Consider the following 16,872-nt stretch of genomic DNA (forward strand, 5'->3'; position numbering starts at 1 on the left):
CATCTTCCATGGCAGACTGTGAATCGAAAACAGGATCTCGATGTCACTCGGCGCCCAATTCGGTTGATTTCATCACAAATTCTCGGCGGCATCCATGATGGCCGTTCACCGGCGCCGAACACGCTGAAAATCAGCTCCCGAAGCCCGGCCGCGAAAAATACCGTCATGGCAGGTGAGTATTGGCCGTGCGAAAGACGAGCGGCACTTCATTGGAGCCAGGGAGGCGGCACCGGCCATTTGCCGAGAGCCGCTTTCTTGCCGAACGGGTTCGGCACCAAGGCTGCTGCAGCCTTGCCGTCATAAGACCAATTTGGTGTCCATCTGAACAGCACGCCAGACGCGTTGGCGTAAAGCCCGATCAGTGCATGAGCTTTTGGCGTTCGGCGCGCCGGTGCAGCCACTGGATAGTTGCGAGAAACAGCGTTGAGAATAGGATCAGCAGTGTTGCGACGGCGGCGATGGTCGGGCTCAGTGTCTCGCGAACGCCGCTCCACATCTGACGGGGCAGGGTGCGTTCCTCGGAGCCGGCGATGAAAAGTGCAATCACCACCTCGTCGAAGGACGTGACGAAGGCAAATAGCGCACCCGACACGACACCCGGTGCGATGATCGGCAGCATGATGCGCAGCACGGCTTCAAGGGGCGTTGCGCCAAGACTTGAGGCCGCGCGCATCAAATTGTGATCAAAGCTCGCAAGTGTCGCCGTCACGGTAATGACGACGAAGGGCGCTCCGATTGCGGTATGGGCAAGGACCAAACCGGTCAAGCTGTTAAGCAGACCGACGGCTGCAAAGGCATAATAGATGCCGACCGCCGAGACGATGACCGGTACGATCATCGGTGAAATCAGAATGGCAGTCAGTGTGGCGCGGAAGGGGCATTCCGGCCGGCTAAGGCCGATTGCTGCCAACGTCCCGAGTGCGGTTGACACCAGTGTGGTGCAGACGGCGACGATGATGCTGTTCTTCAGAGCCAGTTGCCAGACTTCGGAGGAGAAGAATTCCTCATACCAGCGCAGCGAGAGGCCTGGCATCGGATAGGTGAAGAAGGGCTCCACGTTGAACGACAGGGGCACGATGGCGATGATCGGCGCGATTAGGAAGACAACGACAGTGCCGCCGGCAATCCATAGCAGGATGGGAAGCAGGCGTTCGACGGAAAGGAAGTGGTTCATCAGCCTATCCTTAGACGATCGATGCCGACCATGCGATTGTAGACGGCGTAAAGGATGAGCACGGCGACCAGGAGGATGGCGCTCAATGCCGCCGCCATCCCCCAGTTGGTCACCTGGTTCGAATAGTAGGCAATGTAGTAACTGACCATTTGATCGCGCGGACCGCCGACGAGCGCTGGGGTGATGTAGTAGCCGAGGGCCAGGATGAAGACCAGAAGTCCACCGGCGCTGACGCCTGGCATGCTCATCGGCAAATAGATTCGCCAGAAGGCCGATAGTGGTGGCGCCCCCAGCGAGGAGGCGGCGCGCAAGTAGATCGGGGGGATGCTCTTCATGACGCTGTAGATCGGCAACACCATGAATGGGAGAAGGATATGCGTCATCGCGATCAAGACGCCGATGCGGTTGTAGATGAGTTCCAGCGGCTGCGATGGGTCGATGACGCCAAGCCATGCAAGAGCGGAATTCACCACGCCGCGGCTCTGCAATAGCACGACCCAAGCGCTCGTACGCACCAGCAGTGATGTCCAGAAGGGCAGGAGCACGAGGATCAGCAGAGTGTTGGCGGTGCCCCCCTTGGACCGGGCGATCAATGCCGCAAGCGGATAACCAAGCAGCAGGCACAGCAGCGTCACCGAAGCACTGACGGCGAAGGTGCGCAGCAGTACATCGACATGAACGGCGTTTTCGGGTGCGACTGTCGTTATAACGCTGGTCTCGTCGCGGCTCATGTCCAACGCTGCGAGCAGATAGAAATCGGTAAGCTCAGGCATTGCCTGCCTGAGAAGATGCCAATAGCGGGGCGTTGCCCATTGAGCGTCCGCTGCGACGAAGGCATCCTTGTAGGGCGCCTTTGCATTGCGGATCGTGCGCGCGGTTTTCAAAAGCATCGAGCGCATGCCAGTTTCGTAATAATTGAGCCGTTTGGCGATCTCGGCCACATCCTCGCGGGACGATGCCTTCAAGTCGGTTGCGAGGGCGGCATAGACCGCCTCGTCTGGTACGCCTCTGCCGTCCCACGAGGAAAGCATTGCGACGGTGTTCGGCAGCGTTCGCGCCACTTCGCGGTTGTCGACGCTTCGGGTAAGAAGCATGCCGATCGGCAGGATGAAGATCGCCAGCAGGAAAAGCATCAGCGGCGCGACGAGAAGCAAGGCTCTCATCTGCCCCTTCCGTCGCAGGCCACGCAGCCGGCGGGCAAGAGGCGCCGTGTCGATGGCATTGTTGATGACGTCGTCGGTAAGCATGAGCGCCATGGCACACCTTCATTCGCAAAAAAATGGGCGGGCAGGCCCGGGAGGAAAAGCCCGCCCGCCGAGCGAGGACTATTGCGCCAGCCACTTGTTGAAGCGTTCTGTCAATTCCTCGTCATGGTCGGCCCAGAATTCTGCCGAAACCACGAACGCGTTCTTGGTGTTTTCGGGCGCCGTCGGAAGGTCGGGCAGGATGTCGGCCGGAACCTTGGCGATCGCCGCCTTCAGCGTCGGGCCGTAGGAGATGTACTGCGACTGCCGAGCCATGACGTCCGGGGTCATCGTATAGGCGATGAATTTGTCGGCCGCCTCCTTGTGCGGCGATCCCTTCGGCTCGGCCCAAAGGTTGAAGTCCATCCCCTGGCCATCCCAGACGATCTTGAAATTCTTGCCGCTGTTTTTGACGGCATCGTAGATGCGTCCGTTCCACGCCGTGGTCATCAGCACTTCGCCGTCGGCCAAAAGCTGCGGCGGTTGGGCGCCGGCCGTCCACCAGACCTTGACATCCTTCTTGATCGAATCGAGCTTCTTGAAGGCGCGATCGACGCCTTCGGGCGAGCCGAGGACGTCATAGACCTTGGCCGGCGCGACGCCATCGGCGATCAGCGCGAATTCCAGCGTCGTCTTCGGCGCTTTGCGCAACGCCCGCGGACCGGGGAATTTTTTCGTGTCGAACAGATCGGCCATCGTCGTCGGCCCGCCGTTCGGAAATTTTGATGCATCATAGGCATAGATCGTGCCGAAAACGATGGTGGCCGCCGCACAGTCCATTGCCGCGCCATCAATGAAGGCCTCCTTGCCGCCGAGCTTGGAATAGTCGATCTCTTCCAGCCATCCTTCGTCGCAACCCTGCAGCGCATGTCCTGGTTCGACATCGACGACATCCCAGGTGACCTGGCCGGTTTCCACCATGCCCTTCAATTTCGCGGTGGATCCATCCCACTCGTCCTGCAGGATCTTGACGCCGGTCTCCTTCGAGTAGGGACCAAAGAAGGCTTTCTCCTGGCTTTTGGTATATGCGCCTCCCCACGACGTTACCGTGATCGTATCCCCAGCAAGGGCAGGTGCGCTCATGGCGAGACAAAGCATGGAGGTCTGAAGCAGTATCGAGATGCGGTTCATATTTGTTCCCCTGTTCTGGTTGAATGCAGTTTAGGCTTTTCGCTCTCACGATAGAGCCAGCGCCCGGCAGTCTTCCGGCGCCCAGCCGATGACGATGTTGTCCCCGGAGGCCCGAAACGTGTCCGCCAATGCAGCCGGCAGCTTTATACGGACGTCATCGCACCCGCAGGCCTGGACGCGCAGCCGCAGGTGATCGCCGTGGTAGATCAGTTCGACGATCTTGGCCGTGAAGCGGTTGGGACTTTCGGCAGGAGACGACAGCGTGATGCGCTCCGGGCGCAGCACTAAGGTCGTGCGCGTCCCCTGTTTCAGCCCGTCACCGGCAAGAGCCGAGATGATGGAGCCGTCCGCGGTCCTGATCCGGCAGGTCTTTCCGACAAGCTCGACCACTTCGCCCGCGATGGCATTGTTCTCCCCGATGAAGGTCGCGACAAACGGGTTTGCCGGCGCTTCGTAAAGGGCGTGCGGCGAGGCGATCTGCTGCAGCGTGCCGTCATCGAAGACGCCGACGCGATCCGACATGGTCAGTGCCTCGCTCTGGTCGTGCGTCACATAGACGACGTTGATGCCAAGACGGCCGTGCAGGTGCTTGATTTCGAGCTGCATGTGTTCGCGCAATTGCTTGTCAAGCGCGCCGAGCGGCTCGTCCATCAGTATCAGTTGCGGCTCGAACACCAGCGCACGGGCCAGTGCGATGCGCTGCTGCTGGCCACCGGAAAGCTGGTTCGGCCGGCGCGTTTGGAAGCTTTCCATGCGCACCATGTCGAGTGCGCGGCGCACGCGTTCGGCCGTTTGCGCCTTGCCGAGCCGCCGCATCTTGAGTGGAAATGCCACGTTTTCGCCAACGGTCATGTGCGGGAAAAGCGCATAGTTCTGAAAGACCACGCCGATGTTACGGCGGTGCGGCGGTACGCTATCGATGCGGTGACCGGCGAGCGTGATGGTGCCATGGGTCGGAGCCTCAAAGCCGGCAAGCATCATCAGTGTCGTGGTTTTGCCCGAGCCGGACGGGCCAAGCAAAGTGAGAAATTCACCTTTTGCGACACTGAGGTCGAGCCCGCGCACGACGTAGCTTTTGCCGTCATAGGATTTGCGGACGCCTTCAAAGGCGATGAAAGGCTCATTCATGAAAATCCTCCGGTCACCGGTCAGGTTCTTTGCCTTTTGTCTCGGTGTGCGATCGATATTGTCTCGCTGGCGTCAACTTTGTCAAGCAAGACAAATAATTTTGTATGGCGATCAACTGCCCCTCGAAATTCATAGAAAAAAATGATAGACAGCAAAGAGATAAGGGAAAGCAACGAGAACGAGTGCATTTTCCGCCATACCAGCGGATCGGCGTTCGAAAGCAGATGCGGAAATTTGTATGCCGAGAGATATGCAGGAGAACCACACAAAGAGCGGGGTGCTGAAGCGACCGGCGCGTCGGCCCGCCTATCTCGAGCTTGCCGGCGAGATTGAGGCAAAAATCCGTTCCGGCGAGCTTTCGCCCGGAAGCCAGTTGCCGCCGCAACGGGATCTGGCAAAGGAGCGTTCGGTCAATGTATCGACTGTCACCAAAGCCTATCGCGAGCTGCAGAACCTCAATCTGGTAGTGGGAAGTACGCGCCGCGGGACGATTGTGATGAGGGAAGGTGCGATGCCGCGCGTCGATCGCGCGACACCGCCCAGCGGCGTCATTGACCTTACCGTTAACCGCCCGGCTGTCGATGATTTCCAAAAACGCCTTGCCGAAACACTCCCCACACTTGCGGCCGATTCGCGCTTCCAGGAAATGCAGGAGTACCAGCCGCCCGAAGGAGCCGCCTGGGCACGCGCCGCCGGCCGGCGCTGGATCGGGCTCAACGGCTTTGAACCATCCGCTGACGACATCGTCGTCACCAGCGGGGCCCAGCACGCCCTCCTGGCAGCCGTCAGCAGCCTGATCGAGCCTGGCGACGTAGTCGTCTCGGACCGGCTCACCTATTATGGCCTGAAGGCGCTCGCGCAGATGTTTCGCTTTCGCATCGTTGGCATCGGCAGCGATGATGAGGGCATGTCGGCAAGCGAGCTTGAGGATATCTGCCGGCGCGAAACGGTCCGGGCGGTGTTCGCCGTTCCTTCGATGCACAATCCGAGTGTCGTGACGATGAGCGAGGCGCGGCGCCGCGAATTGGTCGCCGTGGCCGAACGCCACGACGTGGTGATCATCGAGGACGACGTCTATGGACCGATGCTCGGCACCCGAGCTCCGACGCTCGCCACGCTTGCGCCGGAAAGGACCTACCATATTTCGGCCCTCTCTAAGGCCCTGGCGCCGGGCCTGCGCGTCGGCTATCTGACCTGCCCGCCGGGGCTTGCACAGGTGACTGCCGAAGCAGTGCGCACAACGGCCTGGATGCCTGCGCCGTTGCCGCTCCTCATCGCAAGCCGGTGGCTGGAGGATGGCACCGCCCAGGCCATTTTGAAGGCCCAGCTTTCCGAACTTCGGGCGCGCCACACGCTTGTTACCACTATTCTGGCAGGCCACTCCTTTGCAGCGGATCCCCGCTGCATGTTTGTCTGGCTGCGATTGCCGGCCCCCTGGCGGGCAGAAGATTTCGCCGCCAACCTGCGTGCTCACGGCGTCGCGGTCATGCCGGCTGCTGCCTTTGCCTGCGATCGGCAGCCGGTCGAGCATGCCGTCCGTGTCAACATTGGATGTGCCGCCTCGCGCGAAGAGTTGACGACGGCGCTGCGGATCATCGCTTCGACACTCGCCGACCGTCCCCGGGCGTTGATCGGTCATGTCTGAGCAATCGGGCGTGACAAATCTGGAAATCGCGCCGCTGCCGGAGACGGAGCGGCGACATGTTCTCGTGATTGGTGCCGGTTTGGTGGGCCTTGCTTCGGCGCTCTGGCTGCAAAAGGCAGGGCATCGCGTCACCGTCATAGACCGCGAGCCACCGCTCGCCGGCGCATCCTATAAGCAAGCCTGTTCATACGGGAATGCCTGCACGATTGCGCCTCATAGCGTCGTGCCCGTCGCAACGCCCGGCATTGCCTGGCGGGTGCCAGGGATGCTTGCAAACCCGCTTGGCCCACTTGCAATCGTCTGGCGCTACCTTCCGCATCTGGCACCTTGGTTGCGTGCGTTTGTGGCATCGAGCAGCAAGGATGAGGTCGAACGGATCGCCGCTGTGCTCTCCGGCCTTCTTATGCAGGCCGATGCCGGCTGGCGGCCGCTTGTCCACGAAGCAGGCGCAAAGGCGCTTGAGCGGCGCCATGGATGTCTTTATCTCTATAAGACAGAGGCGCAGTTTCAGGCGGCGGAGCCTGAAATGCTCTTTCGCGAGCGTCACGGTGTTGCCCTGGAGCGGCTGGACGCCGCGGCAATCCGCGATCTCGAGCCCAATCTTGCACCACTATATTGTCGCGGCGTATTGTTCCGCGATGCCTATACGATTTCGAGCCCGAAGCTGCTGGCCTTCGCGCTTGCCATGGTCGTCGGCGAGCGCGGCGGCACGTTTGTCGGCGGCGACGCCAGCGGGCTGGAGATGACAGAAGCAGGCGTCCGCCTCCGGGCCGGTGATGATGAAATGGGTGCCGATCACGCCGTGGTGGCGGCAGGTGCGTGGTCAGGCACGCTTGCGAGGCAGATCGGCGACAGGGTCCTGCTCGACACTGAACGAGGCTATCACGTGCTCTTCCCGTCGGCCGGCTCTCTCTTGGCGCGCCCCGTCTGTTATCCGGAACACGGATTCTACATGACGCCGATGGCAGATGGCCTGCGCGCTGCCGGCACGGTGGAACTCGGCGGCCTCTCCGCCCCGTCCAATGCCGGCCGCACGGCCATGATCCGCAGGGGCGTCGAAGCGCTTCTGCCTGGTGCGGGAGAGGGCACCTTGGAATGGCTCGGCTTTCGTCCATCGATGCCGGATTCGCTGCCGGTCATCGGTAACTCTCCGACATCACCGAACGTGACCTACGCCTTCGGGCACGGCCACCTCGGGTTGACGCTGGCTGGCATCACCGGGCGGCTCGTGGCAGATCTCGTCTCAAAGCGGAAACCGTCGATCGATCTGACGCCGTTCCGTTCCCAGCGCTTTAGCCATTTTGGCGCAAGCCGATGATAGGCGACTGCTGGCCCAAGACTGGAAATCGGCGCGCTTAGCTGTACTTCCATGATCTTCCCTAAACGGCACCACTCGATGCGTGGCTGATCGGCGCGGCCCCGGACGGCGCAGTCTTATACGCGCTGCCATGGCGGCAGTATCGACTGCAATCAGCGGCTTTCCGGACCCTCTAGGACAGGCGGCCCACAGCGCGCACCACAGTCGCCAGATCGTCATCCGGTCAGCGAGCTCCGGTACCCAACCCGGCGCCATGTCCGGAAATGATGGTCAATTGCGCCAGTAAAAAAAAGGAACAAGCACGGCGGCCTTGCAGTTAATGCTGAAAAGGTTAGGGACTCACAATGAACACGCGCCCGCAATTCGTGTCGCGAAGCTCGCAACTTCCGCCGCAGATCTACTACGTGCATCCCCTGATGTTGAAGGGTTTGGCGGCGTGGAGAGAGGTTTTTGCGCATGCAAGAGACCTTGGTTTTGACACGGTCCTGACGGCTCCACTTTTCGAACGCGGTCATAACAGCAGTGTCTTTGTCACGAAAGGCTTCGATCGCCTCGATCCGGCATTGGGGCTGGGAAGTTCTGTCACTGAGGCCGTCGGAGCCTTGGTCCAAGCCGCAACAGACAACAAGCTCAAGATCATGCTCGACCTGGCCATTGATCGGGTGGCGGTCGACGAGGCTTCAGGTTCAGTCGTCGCCGATCCGCGCGTGCCGCCGCACAAAGCCGGCAGCCAGCGCATCGATCCTACACGTGATCCTGGCCATCTCGACGACTGGCTCGCTCGGATGAGGCTGCTTACCGGCCTCGGAATTGCAGGCTTTCGCTGCCTCGGCATCGCAAGCCTGGCGCCGGAAGCCTGGTTCAACATCATCCTGTCGATCCGCAAGTCTGCGCCAGAAACAACCTTTCTGGCCTGGACGCCGGGCAGCGACTTCGAAGTCCGCAAGGCCCTGGAAGGAACCGGTTTTGATGGCAGCTTCTCCTCGCTGGCATGGTGGGACCTCGAGGAACGTTGGATCATGGAGGAATACCAGATCCAGCGGCAGATCGGTTATCAGATCACCTTTCCGGAAGCGCCGTTCGGCAAGCGCGTCGCCCACGGCACCGACAGCTGGGAGGTCCTACAGCGCAAGGCCGTCCGAGCATTGCGGCTGTCTTCCACGTTTGCCAGCGGCCTGATGATCCCAATGGGCTTCGAGTATGGTGCCGCCGCACCGCTTGATCCGATGCATGGGGACGGGACCGGCCTGCGCGGCCTTCGCGAACGGGGCGCGTTCGACCTTTCCGGCGATATTCGCGCCGTCAACGCCTGGACGAACAAGACGGCTGCCGGTTTCGCGCGTCGGCCGCTCAAGCTCATCTCCACCAGCCAAACGCCGGCCGTTGCACTGATGCAGACGGATCAGGAGGATGTGCCAAGCTCACAGAAAGTGCGTGTCGTCGTCCTCAATCGTGATCTGCGGCGCAGCGTCGGCGCTCCGTTCAATCTTGTGCGGGAGGCTGCATCCTCATTTCTGCCGCTGAGCAACCCGCAGGCCGACGATGAGATCCTTGACGCCCAACTGAAGTTGAAACCGGGTGAGCTTCGCGTTTTCGAAGGACTGTCGTCCGTTCCCATCATTGACGCACTTGCTGTACCCGCAGCCAGCGAGGCCGCGGCGTCTGCAAGATTGGCAATCGAAAAAATCACGCCGGCGGTCGACGAGGGACGTTTCGTGGTCAAACGCGTTGTCGGCGAAACGATAAAGGTTGAAGCCGATATTTTTGGAGACGGTCACGACCCCCTGTCGGCGGCGCTTCTTTGGCGCCCGGCCGACCAGAGCGGGTGGAACGAAGTCCGCATGGAGCTCGTCGAAAACGATCGCTGGCGTGCGGAATTCGTGGCAAAGCGCCTAGGGCGGCACGAATTCGTCGTGGAAGCATGGCGCAACCCCTTCCAGATCTACCGCTATGAACTCGTCAAGAAGCACGAGGCACGTCTCGATCTCAGGCTGGAAATCCAGGAAGGCATCAACCTCGTGCTGGACGCGCTCGATCACGCCGACGGCCAGATCAAGAGCCGACTGAAAGTCTTGTTCGACGAACTGACGGAGACGCAGGATGCACGGCGCACCGAAATCCTGCTCGCCACAGAAACCGCCGAGCTGATGGCGGCGGCAGATAGGCGTCCTTACCGGCTCCGGTCTCAAGTCATCCCGCTCGATGCCGAGCGTTCGGCTGCCGCCTTCGCAAGCTGGTACCAGATATTCCCGCGCTCCCAGAGCGGCGATGCGGACCGACACGGCACATTCGATGATGTTATCAAGCGGTTGCCGGCCATTCGCGCAATGGGCTTCGACGTGCTCTACTTTCCGCCTGTTCACCCCATCGGTACAACAAATCGCAAGGGTAAGAACAACAGCCTGCGTGCAGAACCAGGCGATCCCGGCAGTCCGTACGCGATTGGCTCGCAGGCGGGCGGCCATGACGAAATTCACCCCGAACTCGGCAGCTTCGAGGACTTCCGGCGGTTGGTCGATGCCGCCAAGGACGACGGCCTGGAGATAGCGCTTGATCTTGCAATTCAAGCTTCCCCCGATCATCCGTGGCTAAAACAGCATCCGGGCTGGTTCGACTGGCGACCGGATGGGACCATACGTTATGCGGAAAATCCTCCCAAGAAATACGAGGACATCGTCAATGTCGACTTCTACGCGGGTGAGGCAGTCCCGTCATTATGGATTGCGCTGCGCGACATTGTTCAAAAGTGGGTCGACAACGGCGTAAAGCTGTTTCGGGTCGATAATCCGCATACTAAGCCTTTCCCGTTCTGGGAGTGGCTGATTGCTGACATCCGATCCCGGCACCCGGAGGTCGTATTCCTGTCGGAAGCCTTCACGAAACCCAAGGTGATGTACCGGCTCGCCAAGGTCGGATTCTCGCAGTCCTACACCTATTTCACCTGGCGCAACGCCAAGTGGGAACTGGAACAGTACATGCGTGAGATCACGACGGAAGAACCCAAGGAATTCTTCCGTCCGCACTTCTTCGTCAATACGCACGACATCAACCCTGACTTTCTGCAAAATGCGCCTCGTCCGGCTTATCTCATCCGTGCGGCGCTCGCAGCGACACTGTCGGGACTATGGGGGGTCTATAACGGTTTTGAGCTTTGCGAGGGTCGCCCGGACGCCAAGCGCAAGGAATATGCCGACTCAGAAAAATACGAGATCCGGGCCTGGGACCACGATCGGCCGGGCAACATTAAGTCCGAAATCACGATGCTCAACCGCATCCGCAAGGAAAACCCGGCTCTGCATTCCCACCATGGCCTGCAGCTTCTCACAGCCTGGAACGACAACATCATGTTCTACGAAAAGGCGAGCCCCGGGCGCGAGAACGCTCTGCTGATCGCTGTCAATCTCGATCCGCATAATGCCCACGAGGCAGATGTGGAAATTCCGCTCTGGTCATGGAACCTCGCGGACCATGCCGCGCTCGATCTCGAAGACCTGATCGACGGTCACAAATTCACCTGGACCGGCAAGGTTCAGCGCCTTCGGCTCGATCCCCACGCCGGGCTGCCGTTTTCGATCTGGCGTGTGAGATAAGGGAGGAAAGCAAAATGGACGTCGCAACCACAAGCCGTAGTCAGACGCAGACCGAGACGCAGACAAGCACGCAAGATTCCGATCCCCTGTGGTACAAGGACGCTGTCATTTACCAGCTTCACATCAAGTCGTTCTTCGACGCCAATGGAGACGGCATCGGTGACTTCGAGGGACTGCATGAGAAGCTCGATCACATCGCTTCGCTCGGAGCCAATGTCATATGGCTCTTGCCGTTCTTCCCGTCCCCGCGCCGTGACGATGGATACGATATCGCCGACTACACCAATGTCAGTTCGGACTACGGCACCATGGAGGAGTTCGAGGCCTTCGTCGAAGCCGCACATCAACGTGGGCTGAGAGTCGTTATCGAGCTCGTCATCAACCACACCTCCGATCAGCATCCGTGGTTCCAGCGGGCGCGCCATGCGCCTCCCGGCTCGCCGGAGCGCGACTTCTACGTCTGGTCGGACACGGATCAGAAGTTCCCGGAAACCCGGATCATCTTTCTTGACACTGAAAAGTCCAACTGGACCTGGGATCCTGTCGCCGGCGCCTATTATTGGCACCGGTTCTATTCCCACCAGCCCGACCTCAATTTCGATAATCCGCTCGTACTGAAAGAGCTTCTAAGCGTGATGCGCTTGTGGCTGGAAACCGGAATCGATGGTTTCCGACTGGACGCAATCCCCTATCTGGTCGAGCGCGAGGGGACAATCAACGAGAACCTGCCAGAGACGCATGGAATCCTGAAGAAGATCCGTGCAGCGCTCGATTCCACTCACCCTGGCAAGATGCTGCTTGCCGAGGCCAATCAATGGCCAGAGGATACCAGCGACTATTTCGGCAACGGCGATGAATGCCACATGGCATTCCACTTCCCCTTGATGCCGCGCATGTATATGGCAATCGCCAAGGAAGATCGGTTTCCAATCACCGATATTATGCGTCAGACGCCCGAAATCCCGGAGAGTTGCCAATGGGCGATCTTCCTGAGAAATCATGACGAGCTGACACTCGAGATGGTCACTGACGACGAACGGGACTATCTTTGGAACATCTACGCCGCTGATCGCCGCGCGCGCATCAACCTCGGAATCAGGCGACGTCTTGCGCCGCTGATGGAGCGCGACCGCCGCCGCGTCGAGCTGATGAACGCGCTTCTGCTTTCGATGCCCGGTACTCCCGTGATCTACTACGGCGACGAGATAGGCATGGGCGACAATATCTATCTAGGCGACCGCGATGGCGTGCGAACGCCGATGCAATGGTCTCCGGACCGCAATGGCGGCTTCTCGAAGGCAAACCCCGCGCGCCTCGTTCTGCCGCCCATCATGGATCCGCTTTACGGCTATGAAGCGGTTAATGTCGAAGCGCAGGGGGCCGATGCCCATTCGTTGCTCAACTGGACACGGCATATGCTGGCCTTGCGCAACAAGCATACTGCATTTGGGCGCGGTTCCTTACGGTTCCTGTCGCCCGGCAACAGGAAAATCCTTGCTTATCTTAGGGAATACCAAGGCGAAACGATCCTTTGCGTCGCCAACCTGTCGCGCCTGCCGCAAGCCGTCGAGCTGGATCTTGCCCATTTTGCCGGTTACATCCCGATTGAGCTGACGGGCATGTCTCCTTTCCCGCCGATCGGTCAACTCACTTATCTGCTCACGCTGCCCCCTTATGGTTTCTTCTGGTTCCAGCTCAGCCAGGAGACTGATGGCCCCGCATGGCGCGCCGATCCTCCCGAGCAGATGCAGGACATGGTGACCATGGTCGTGCGTCGCGACCTGCAGGAACTGCTCGATGAGCCCCGGCTTTCAGGTACGCTTTCGAGCGAGGTGCTGCCGGCCTATCTCGGCAAGCGGCGCTGGTTCGCCGCCAAGGGCGAGAGGTTAAGGCGTGCGTCCCTGATTTCCGCCATGCCGTTTCCATTCGCCGGCAACATCTTGTTTGCAGAACTGGAAGCGGAACTGGAAGCTCGCAATGAGACATACCTGCTGCCGCTTGCCGTATCGTGGGATGACAGCCAGCCCAGTGCTCTTGCCCAGCAGCTTGCCCTTGCCCGTCTCCGTCAGGGCCGTCGCGTCGGCTTCCTGACTGACGGATTTGCGATGGAAGGTCTTGCACGCGGCGTCATACGAGGCCTCTGTGACCGTGCCGTCATTGCCGGTCGCGCTGGCAAGCTCGAGTTCTTAGGGACCGCGCAGCTCGACTGCATGAGCGTCGATGATGACATACAAGTGCACTGGCTCTCTGCCGAGCAATCCAACAGCTCGCTGATCGTCGGCGATATGGCGATGGTAAAACTCATCCGCCATATCTTCCCCGGTGTCCATCCGGAAGTGGAGATGACGCGCCGGCTGACCAGCGTCGGATATGCCAATACCGCGCACCTGCTCGGCGAAGTCGTTCATATCACACCCGATGGCAGCCGATACACGCTGATTATCGTGCAAAGAGCCATTCGCAATCAGGGCGATGCGTGGAATTGGATGCTGGCCAATCTGCGTCGCTCGACCGACGAGGTCGTGGTGACCGGCGTTGACGGCAAGGCGGCCGACGAGCATTTCAAGCCGCTCGTCGCGTTCGCTGCGACCGTTGGCAAGCGGCTCGGCGAATTGCATGCGGCGTTGGCGCGGCCGACCGAAGACGAAGCCTTCAAGCCCGTCCGCATCACCGATGAGGACGCCGCTCGCTGGGCAAACGCTGTAAGGGAGCAAATTCGCGGCAGCCTCGCCATGCTTAAGGCAAGCGGCGACAGTCTTGCGCCGGCGCTGGCGCAACAGATCGGCTTTCTCGTCCAGCAGCGCGAGGATCTCTTGAATGCTGTTGACGATCTCGCCAGGGCTGCGGTCGGTACGCTGATGATCCGAAATCACGGCGATTTCCACCTCGGCCAGGTCCTGGTTGCGGAAGGGGATGCCTACATCATCGATTTTGAGGGCGAGCCCGCACGCGATCTTGCCGAACGCCGCGCAAAGACCAATCCCCTGCGAGATGTCGCGGGCCTCCTGAGGTCGTTTAGCTATTTGGCGGCATCCGCCGATCTTGACCTGGAACGGGTAAGCGAGGTGGAAGACCAAAGACACAGCGCACTCGTTAGGCGCTTCGTCGACTTGGCCGAGCAGGCGTTCCTCGGTGCTTATTTCGGAGTGATCGAAGACGTGCGCGAACTCAACATTCCGACCAATTCGCGCAGTCGCATCCTCGATCTGTTCCTGCTCGAGAAAGCCGCTTACGAGATCGCCTATGAAGCGCGCAACCGACCCAACTGGCTGGCCCTGCCGCTTGGCGGTTTCTCGGCCATCGCATCGAGACTGCTGGAGAAAGTCGCATGAGATACGAGCGCACAGACTTGATGATAGGCACTGTCCAGGAGGGCCTTCAGGCTCTCGTCGAAGGCCTTCACGGTGATCCATTCTCGATCCTTGGACGCCACCAGTATGGCGATCTTACCGTCGTAAGAGCCTTGTTGCCCGGGGCAGCATCCGTCGACGTGGTCGAGGCTGACACCGGCCGCGTGCTGACGAGACTGGAGACGATTCATGAAGGTGGCCTCTTTGCCGGGGCAATCGGTAGCACGACGAATTACCTCTTTCGCATCAACTGGCCGGATGCCGTACAGGAGACGGAGGATCCTTATTTTTTTGGATTGCTGCTCGGTGAGCTTGACCTGCATCTAATTTCTCAGGGCACCCACTATGATCTCGGCCGCACGCTCGGGGCCATTCCGATGGAGATCGATGGCATACAGGGCGTGCGATTTTGTCTGTGGGCACCCAATGCGCGGCGGGTTTCCGTGGTTGGCGACTTTAACAGTTGGGATGGTCGCCGGCATCCGATGCGACTGCGTCCTTCAGCCGGCGTATGGGAACTCTTCATCCCGCGCCTGACGCATGGAGAACGCTACAAGTTCGAACTCATTGATGCCAACGGCAATCTCATGCCACAAAAGGCCGACCCGGTTGCCCGTGCCAGCGAGGCTGCACCTTCTACGGCTTCGATCGTCGCGCCCTCAAAACCCTTCCGCTGGAGCGATGAAGACTGGATGCGTGCTCACCGCGCCGAGCGCGCACTCGAAGGCGCAATTTCAGTTTACGAGGTGCATCTTGGCTCCTGGCTTCGGATTGCCGAGGAGGCAAACCGGTCCCTCGACTGGGTCGAATTCAGCCAGAGGCTGGTTCCCTATGTCCAAGATCTCGGCTTTACGCATATCGAACTGTTGCCGATCATGGAACATCCGTTCGGCGGCTCCTGGGGCTACCAGCCACTTGGCCTTTTTGCCCCGACCGGCCGTTACGGCCTTCCGGATGACTTCGCCTATTTCGTCGACCGCTGCCATGCTGCCGGCATTGGCGTCATTCTCGATTGGGTGCCGGCACATTTTCCAACCGATGTCTGGGGGCTTGCCCGCTTCGATGGCACCGCGCTTTACGAGCACGAAGACCCGCGCGAGGGCTTCCACAAGGACTGGAACACTCTGATCTACAATCTCGGGCGCAACGAGGTGAAAGGGTTCCTGATCGCGAGTGCCCTTGAATGGCTGGAACACTATCACGTCGACGGTCTGCGCGTCGATGCGGTCGCCTCAATGCTTTACCGCGACTACAGCCGCAACGAGGGCGAATGGATCCCCAACGCATATGGCGGACGCGAGAATCTTGAGGCGGTGGAATTCTTCAAGCACCTGAATAGCATCATCCATCATCGGTGCCCGCATGCCTTTACGGCTGCCGAAGAGTCGACCGCCTGGCCAGGGGTCACGACGCGGCCCGAGGACGGTGGCCTCGGCTTTGATTTCAAGTGGAACATGGGCTGGATGCACGACACCCTGCATTACATGCAGGAAGATCCAGTTCACCGCAAATACCATCATGCGGCGATGACGTTCGGCATGATCTATGCCTATTCCGAACACTTCATGCTGCCGCTTTCCCATGACGAGGTTGTGCACGGCAAGGGTTCGCTTTTCGCAAAGATGCCCGGCGATCACTGGCAGCGGCTTGCAAATCTGCGCGCCTATTACGGCTTCATGTGGGGACATCCAGGCAAGAAACTCATTTTCATGGGTTGCGAGCTTGCCCAGGAGAGTGAATGGGACCACGATGGTTCCGTTCATTGGGACCTGCTCGACAGTCCCGCTCATGCAGGTATTCAGCGGTTGATCCGTGACCTCAACAGGCTCTATGCGCAAGAGCCGGCGCTACAGTTCAGCGACCTTCATGCCGCTGGCTTCGAATGGGCAGTCGCAGACGACGCGGAAAACTCCGTCTACGGCATGCTTCGCAGTTCGCCCGACCGCTCGTCGCTGATGCTGATTATGTCCAATCTCACCCCTGTTCCGCGCTACGGTTACCGGGTCGGTGTGCCCACGGAGGGCCGCTGGCAGGCGGTACTCAATACCGACGCGGCGATCTACGGGGGGGCCAATCTTGGCCAGACTGAGGTCTGGGCAGAACGCCAGCCAAGTAACGGCAAGGAGTATTCCGTCCTTCTGACACTGCCGCCGCTCGCAACGGTCTTCTTAAGGCACAAGGAGTAACGCTCTTCCATCTGCGCTGGGGTGGTGCCGGACGCCCAGGCGCGTCCGGCACCTGGTCGTGCTTTCAGGGAATACTGCGGCGAAGCCGATTTACCGCGATGGTATG

General features: G+C 60.0%; 9 protein-coding genes. 5 read left to right on the plus strand and 4 right to left on the minus strand.

What is annotated here, in order from left to right; all coding sequences use genetic code 11:
* Positions 1-358 precede the first annotated feature (358 nt).
* From QA644_RS23880 to QA644_RS23895, 4 genes are all read right to left on the minus strand, one after another.
* Entirely contained in the window at positions 359-1,174 is an 816-nt protein-coding gene (locus QA644_RS23880; protein ID WP_283073580.1) for an ABC transporter permease, read from the minus strand.
* Positions 1,174-2,421 carry an ABC transporter permease gene (locus QA644_RS23885; protein ID WP_283074005.1) on the minus strand — a complete coding sequence of 416 codons (1,248 nt, stop codon included), beginning with the start codon at positions 2,419-2,421 and terminating at the stop codon, positions 1,174-1,176. The genes QA644_RS23880 and QA644_RS23885 overlap by 1 nt, the downstream gene beginning before the upstream one ends.
* 78 nt (positions 2,422-2,499) lie before the next feature.
* A complete protein-coding gene (locus QA644_RS23890) occupies positions 2,500-3,549 on the minus strand; it encodes an ABC transporter substrate-binding protein (RefSeq protein ID WP_283073581.1) in 1,050 nt (349 codons plus the stop codon).
* A 45-nt stretch (positions 3,550-3,594) separates the two neighbouring features.
* Entirely contained in the window at positions 3,595-4,677 is a 1,083-nt protein-coding gene (locus tag QA644_RS23895; RefSeq protein WP_283073582.1) for an ABC transporter ATP-binding protein, read from the minus strand.
* Between the two features lie 250 nt (positions 4,678-4,927).
* On the opposite strand from QA644_RS23895, the gene QA644_RS23900 reads away from it, so the two are divergent.
* From QA644_RS23900 to glgB, 5 genes are all read left to right on the plus strand, one after another.
* Positions 4,928-6,322 carry a PLP-dependent aminotransferase family protein gene (locus QA644_RS23900; protein WP_283074006.1) on the plus strand — a complete coding sequence of 465 codons (1,395 nt, stop codon included), beginning with the start codon at positions 4,928-4,930 and terminating at the stop codon, positions 6,320-6,322.
* Positions 6,315-7,640 carry an FAD-dependent oxidoreductase gene (locus QA644_RS23905; protein ID WP_208645065.1) on the plus strand — a complete coding sequence of 442 codons (1,326 nt, stop codon included), beginning with the start codon at positions 6,315-6,317 and terminating at the stop codon, positions 7,638-7,640. The genes QA644_RS23900 and QA644_RS23905 overlap by 8 nt, the downstream gene beginning before the upstream one ends.
* A gap of 344 nt (positions 7,641-7,984) precedes the next feature.
* Positions 7,985-11,230, plus strand: a complete 3,246-nt coding sequence (locus tag QA644_RS23910; RefSeq protein WP_283073583.1) for a maltotransferase domain-containing protein — start codon at positions 7,985-7,987, stop codon at positions 11,228-11,230.
* A 14-nt stretch (positions 11,231-11,244) separates the two neighbouring features.
* Complete coding sequence (treS, locus tag QA644_RS23915; protein ID WP_283073584.1) at positions 11,245-14,562, plus strand: maltose alpha-D-glucosyltransferase; 3,318 nt, start codon at positions 11,245-11,247, stop codon at positions 14,560-14,562.
* Positions 14,559-16,766 carry a 1,4-alpha-glucan branching protein GlgB gene (gene glgB, locus QA644_RS23920; protein ID WP_283073585.1) on the plus strand — a complete coding sequence of 736 codons (2,208 nt, stop codon included), beginning with the start codon at positions 14,559-14,561 and terminating at the stop codon, positions 16,764-16,766. The genes treS and glgB overlap by 4 nt, the downstream gene beginning before the upstream one ends.
* The last annotated feature ends 106 nt before the right edge of the window (positions 16,767-16,872 follow it).

The organism is Rhizobium sp. CC1099 (assembly GCF_029714385.1).
Classification (GTDB): domain Bacteria; phylum Pseudomonadota; class Alphaproteobacteria; order Rhizobiales; family Rhizobiaceae; genus Rhizobium.

Excerpts from the sequence above, each read along its gene's own strand:
- QA644_RS23895 (WP_283073582.1), bottom strand. The coding sequence starts at position 4,677 with ATGAATGAGCCTTTCATCGCCTTTGAAGGCGTCCGCAAATCCTATGAC.
- treS (WP_283073584.1), top strand. The coding sequence starts at position 11,245 with ATGGACGTCGCAACCACAAGCCGTAGTCAGACGCAGACCGAGACGCAG.
- QA644_RS23900 (WP_283074006.1), top strand. The coding sequence starts at position 4,928 with ATGCAGGAGAACCACACAAAGAGCGGGGTGCTGAAGCGACCGGCGCGT.
- glgB (WP_283073585.1), top strand. The coding sequence starts at position 14,559 with ATGAGATACGAGCGCACAGACTTGATGATAGGCACTGTCCAGGAGGGC.
- QA644_RS23890 (WP_283073581.1), bottom strand. The coding sequence starts at position 3,549 with ATGAACCGCATCTCGATACTGCTTCAGACCTCCATGCTTTGTCTCGCC.
- QA644_RS23905 (WP_208645065.1), top strand. The coding sequence starts at position 6,315 with ATGTCTGAGCAATCGGGCGTGACAAATCTGGAAATCGCGCCGCTGCCG.
- QA644_RS23880 (WP_283073580.1), bottom strand. The coding sequence starts at position 1,174 with ATGAACCACTTCCTTTCCGTCGAACGCCTGCTTCCCATCCTGCTATGG.
- QA644_RS23910 (WP_283073583.1), top strand. The coding sequence starts at position 7,985 with ATGAACACGCGCCCGCAATTCGTGTCGCGAAGCTCGCAACTTCCGCCG.
- QA644_RS23885 (WP_283074005.1), bottom strand. The coding sequence starts at position 2,421 with ATGCTTACCGACGACGTCATCAACAATGCCATCGACACGGCGCCTCTT.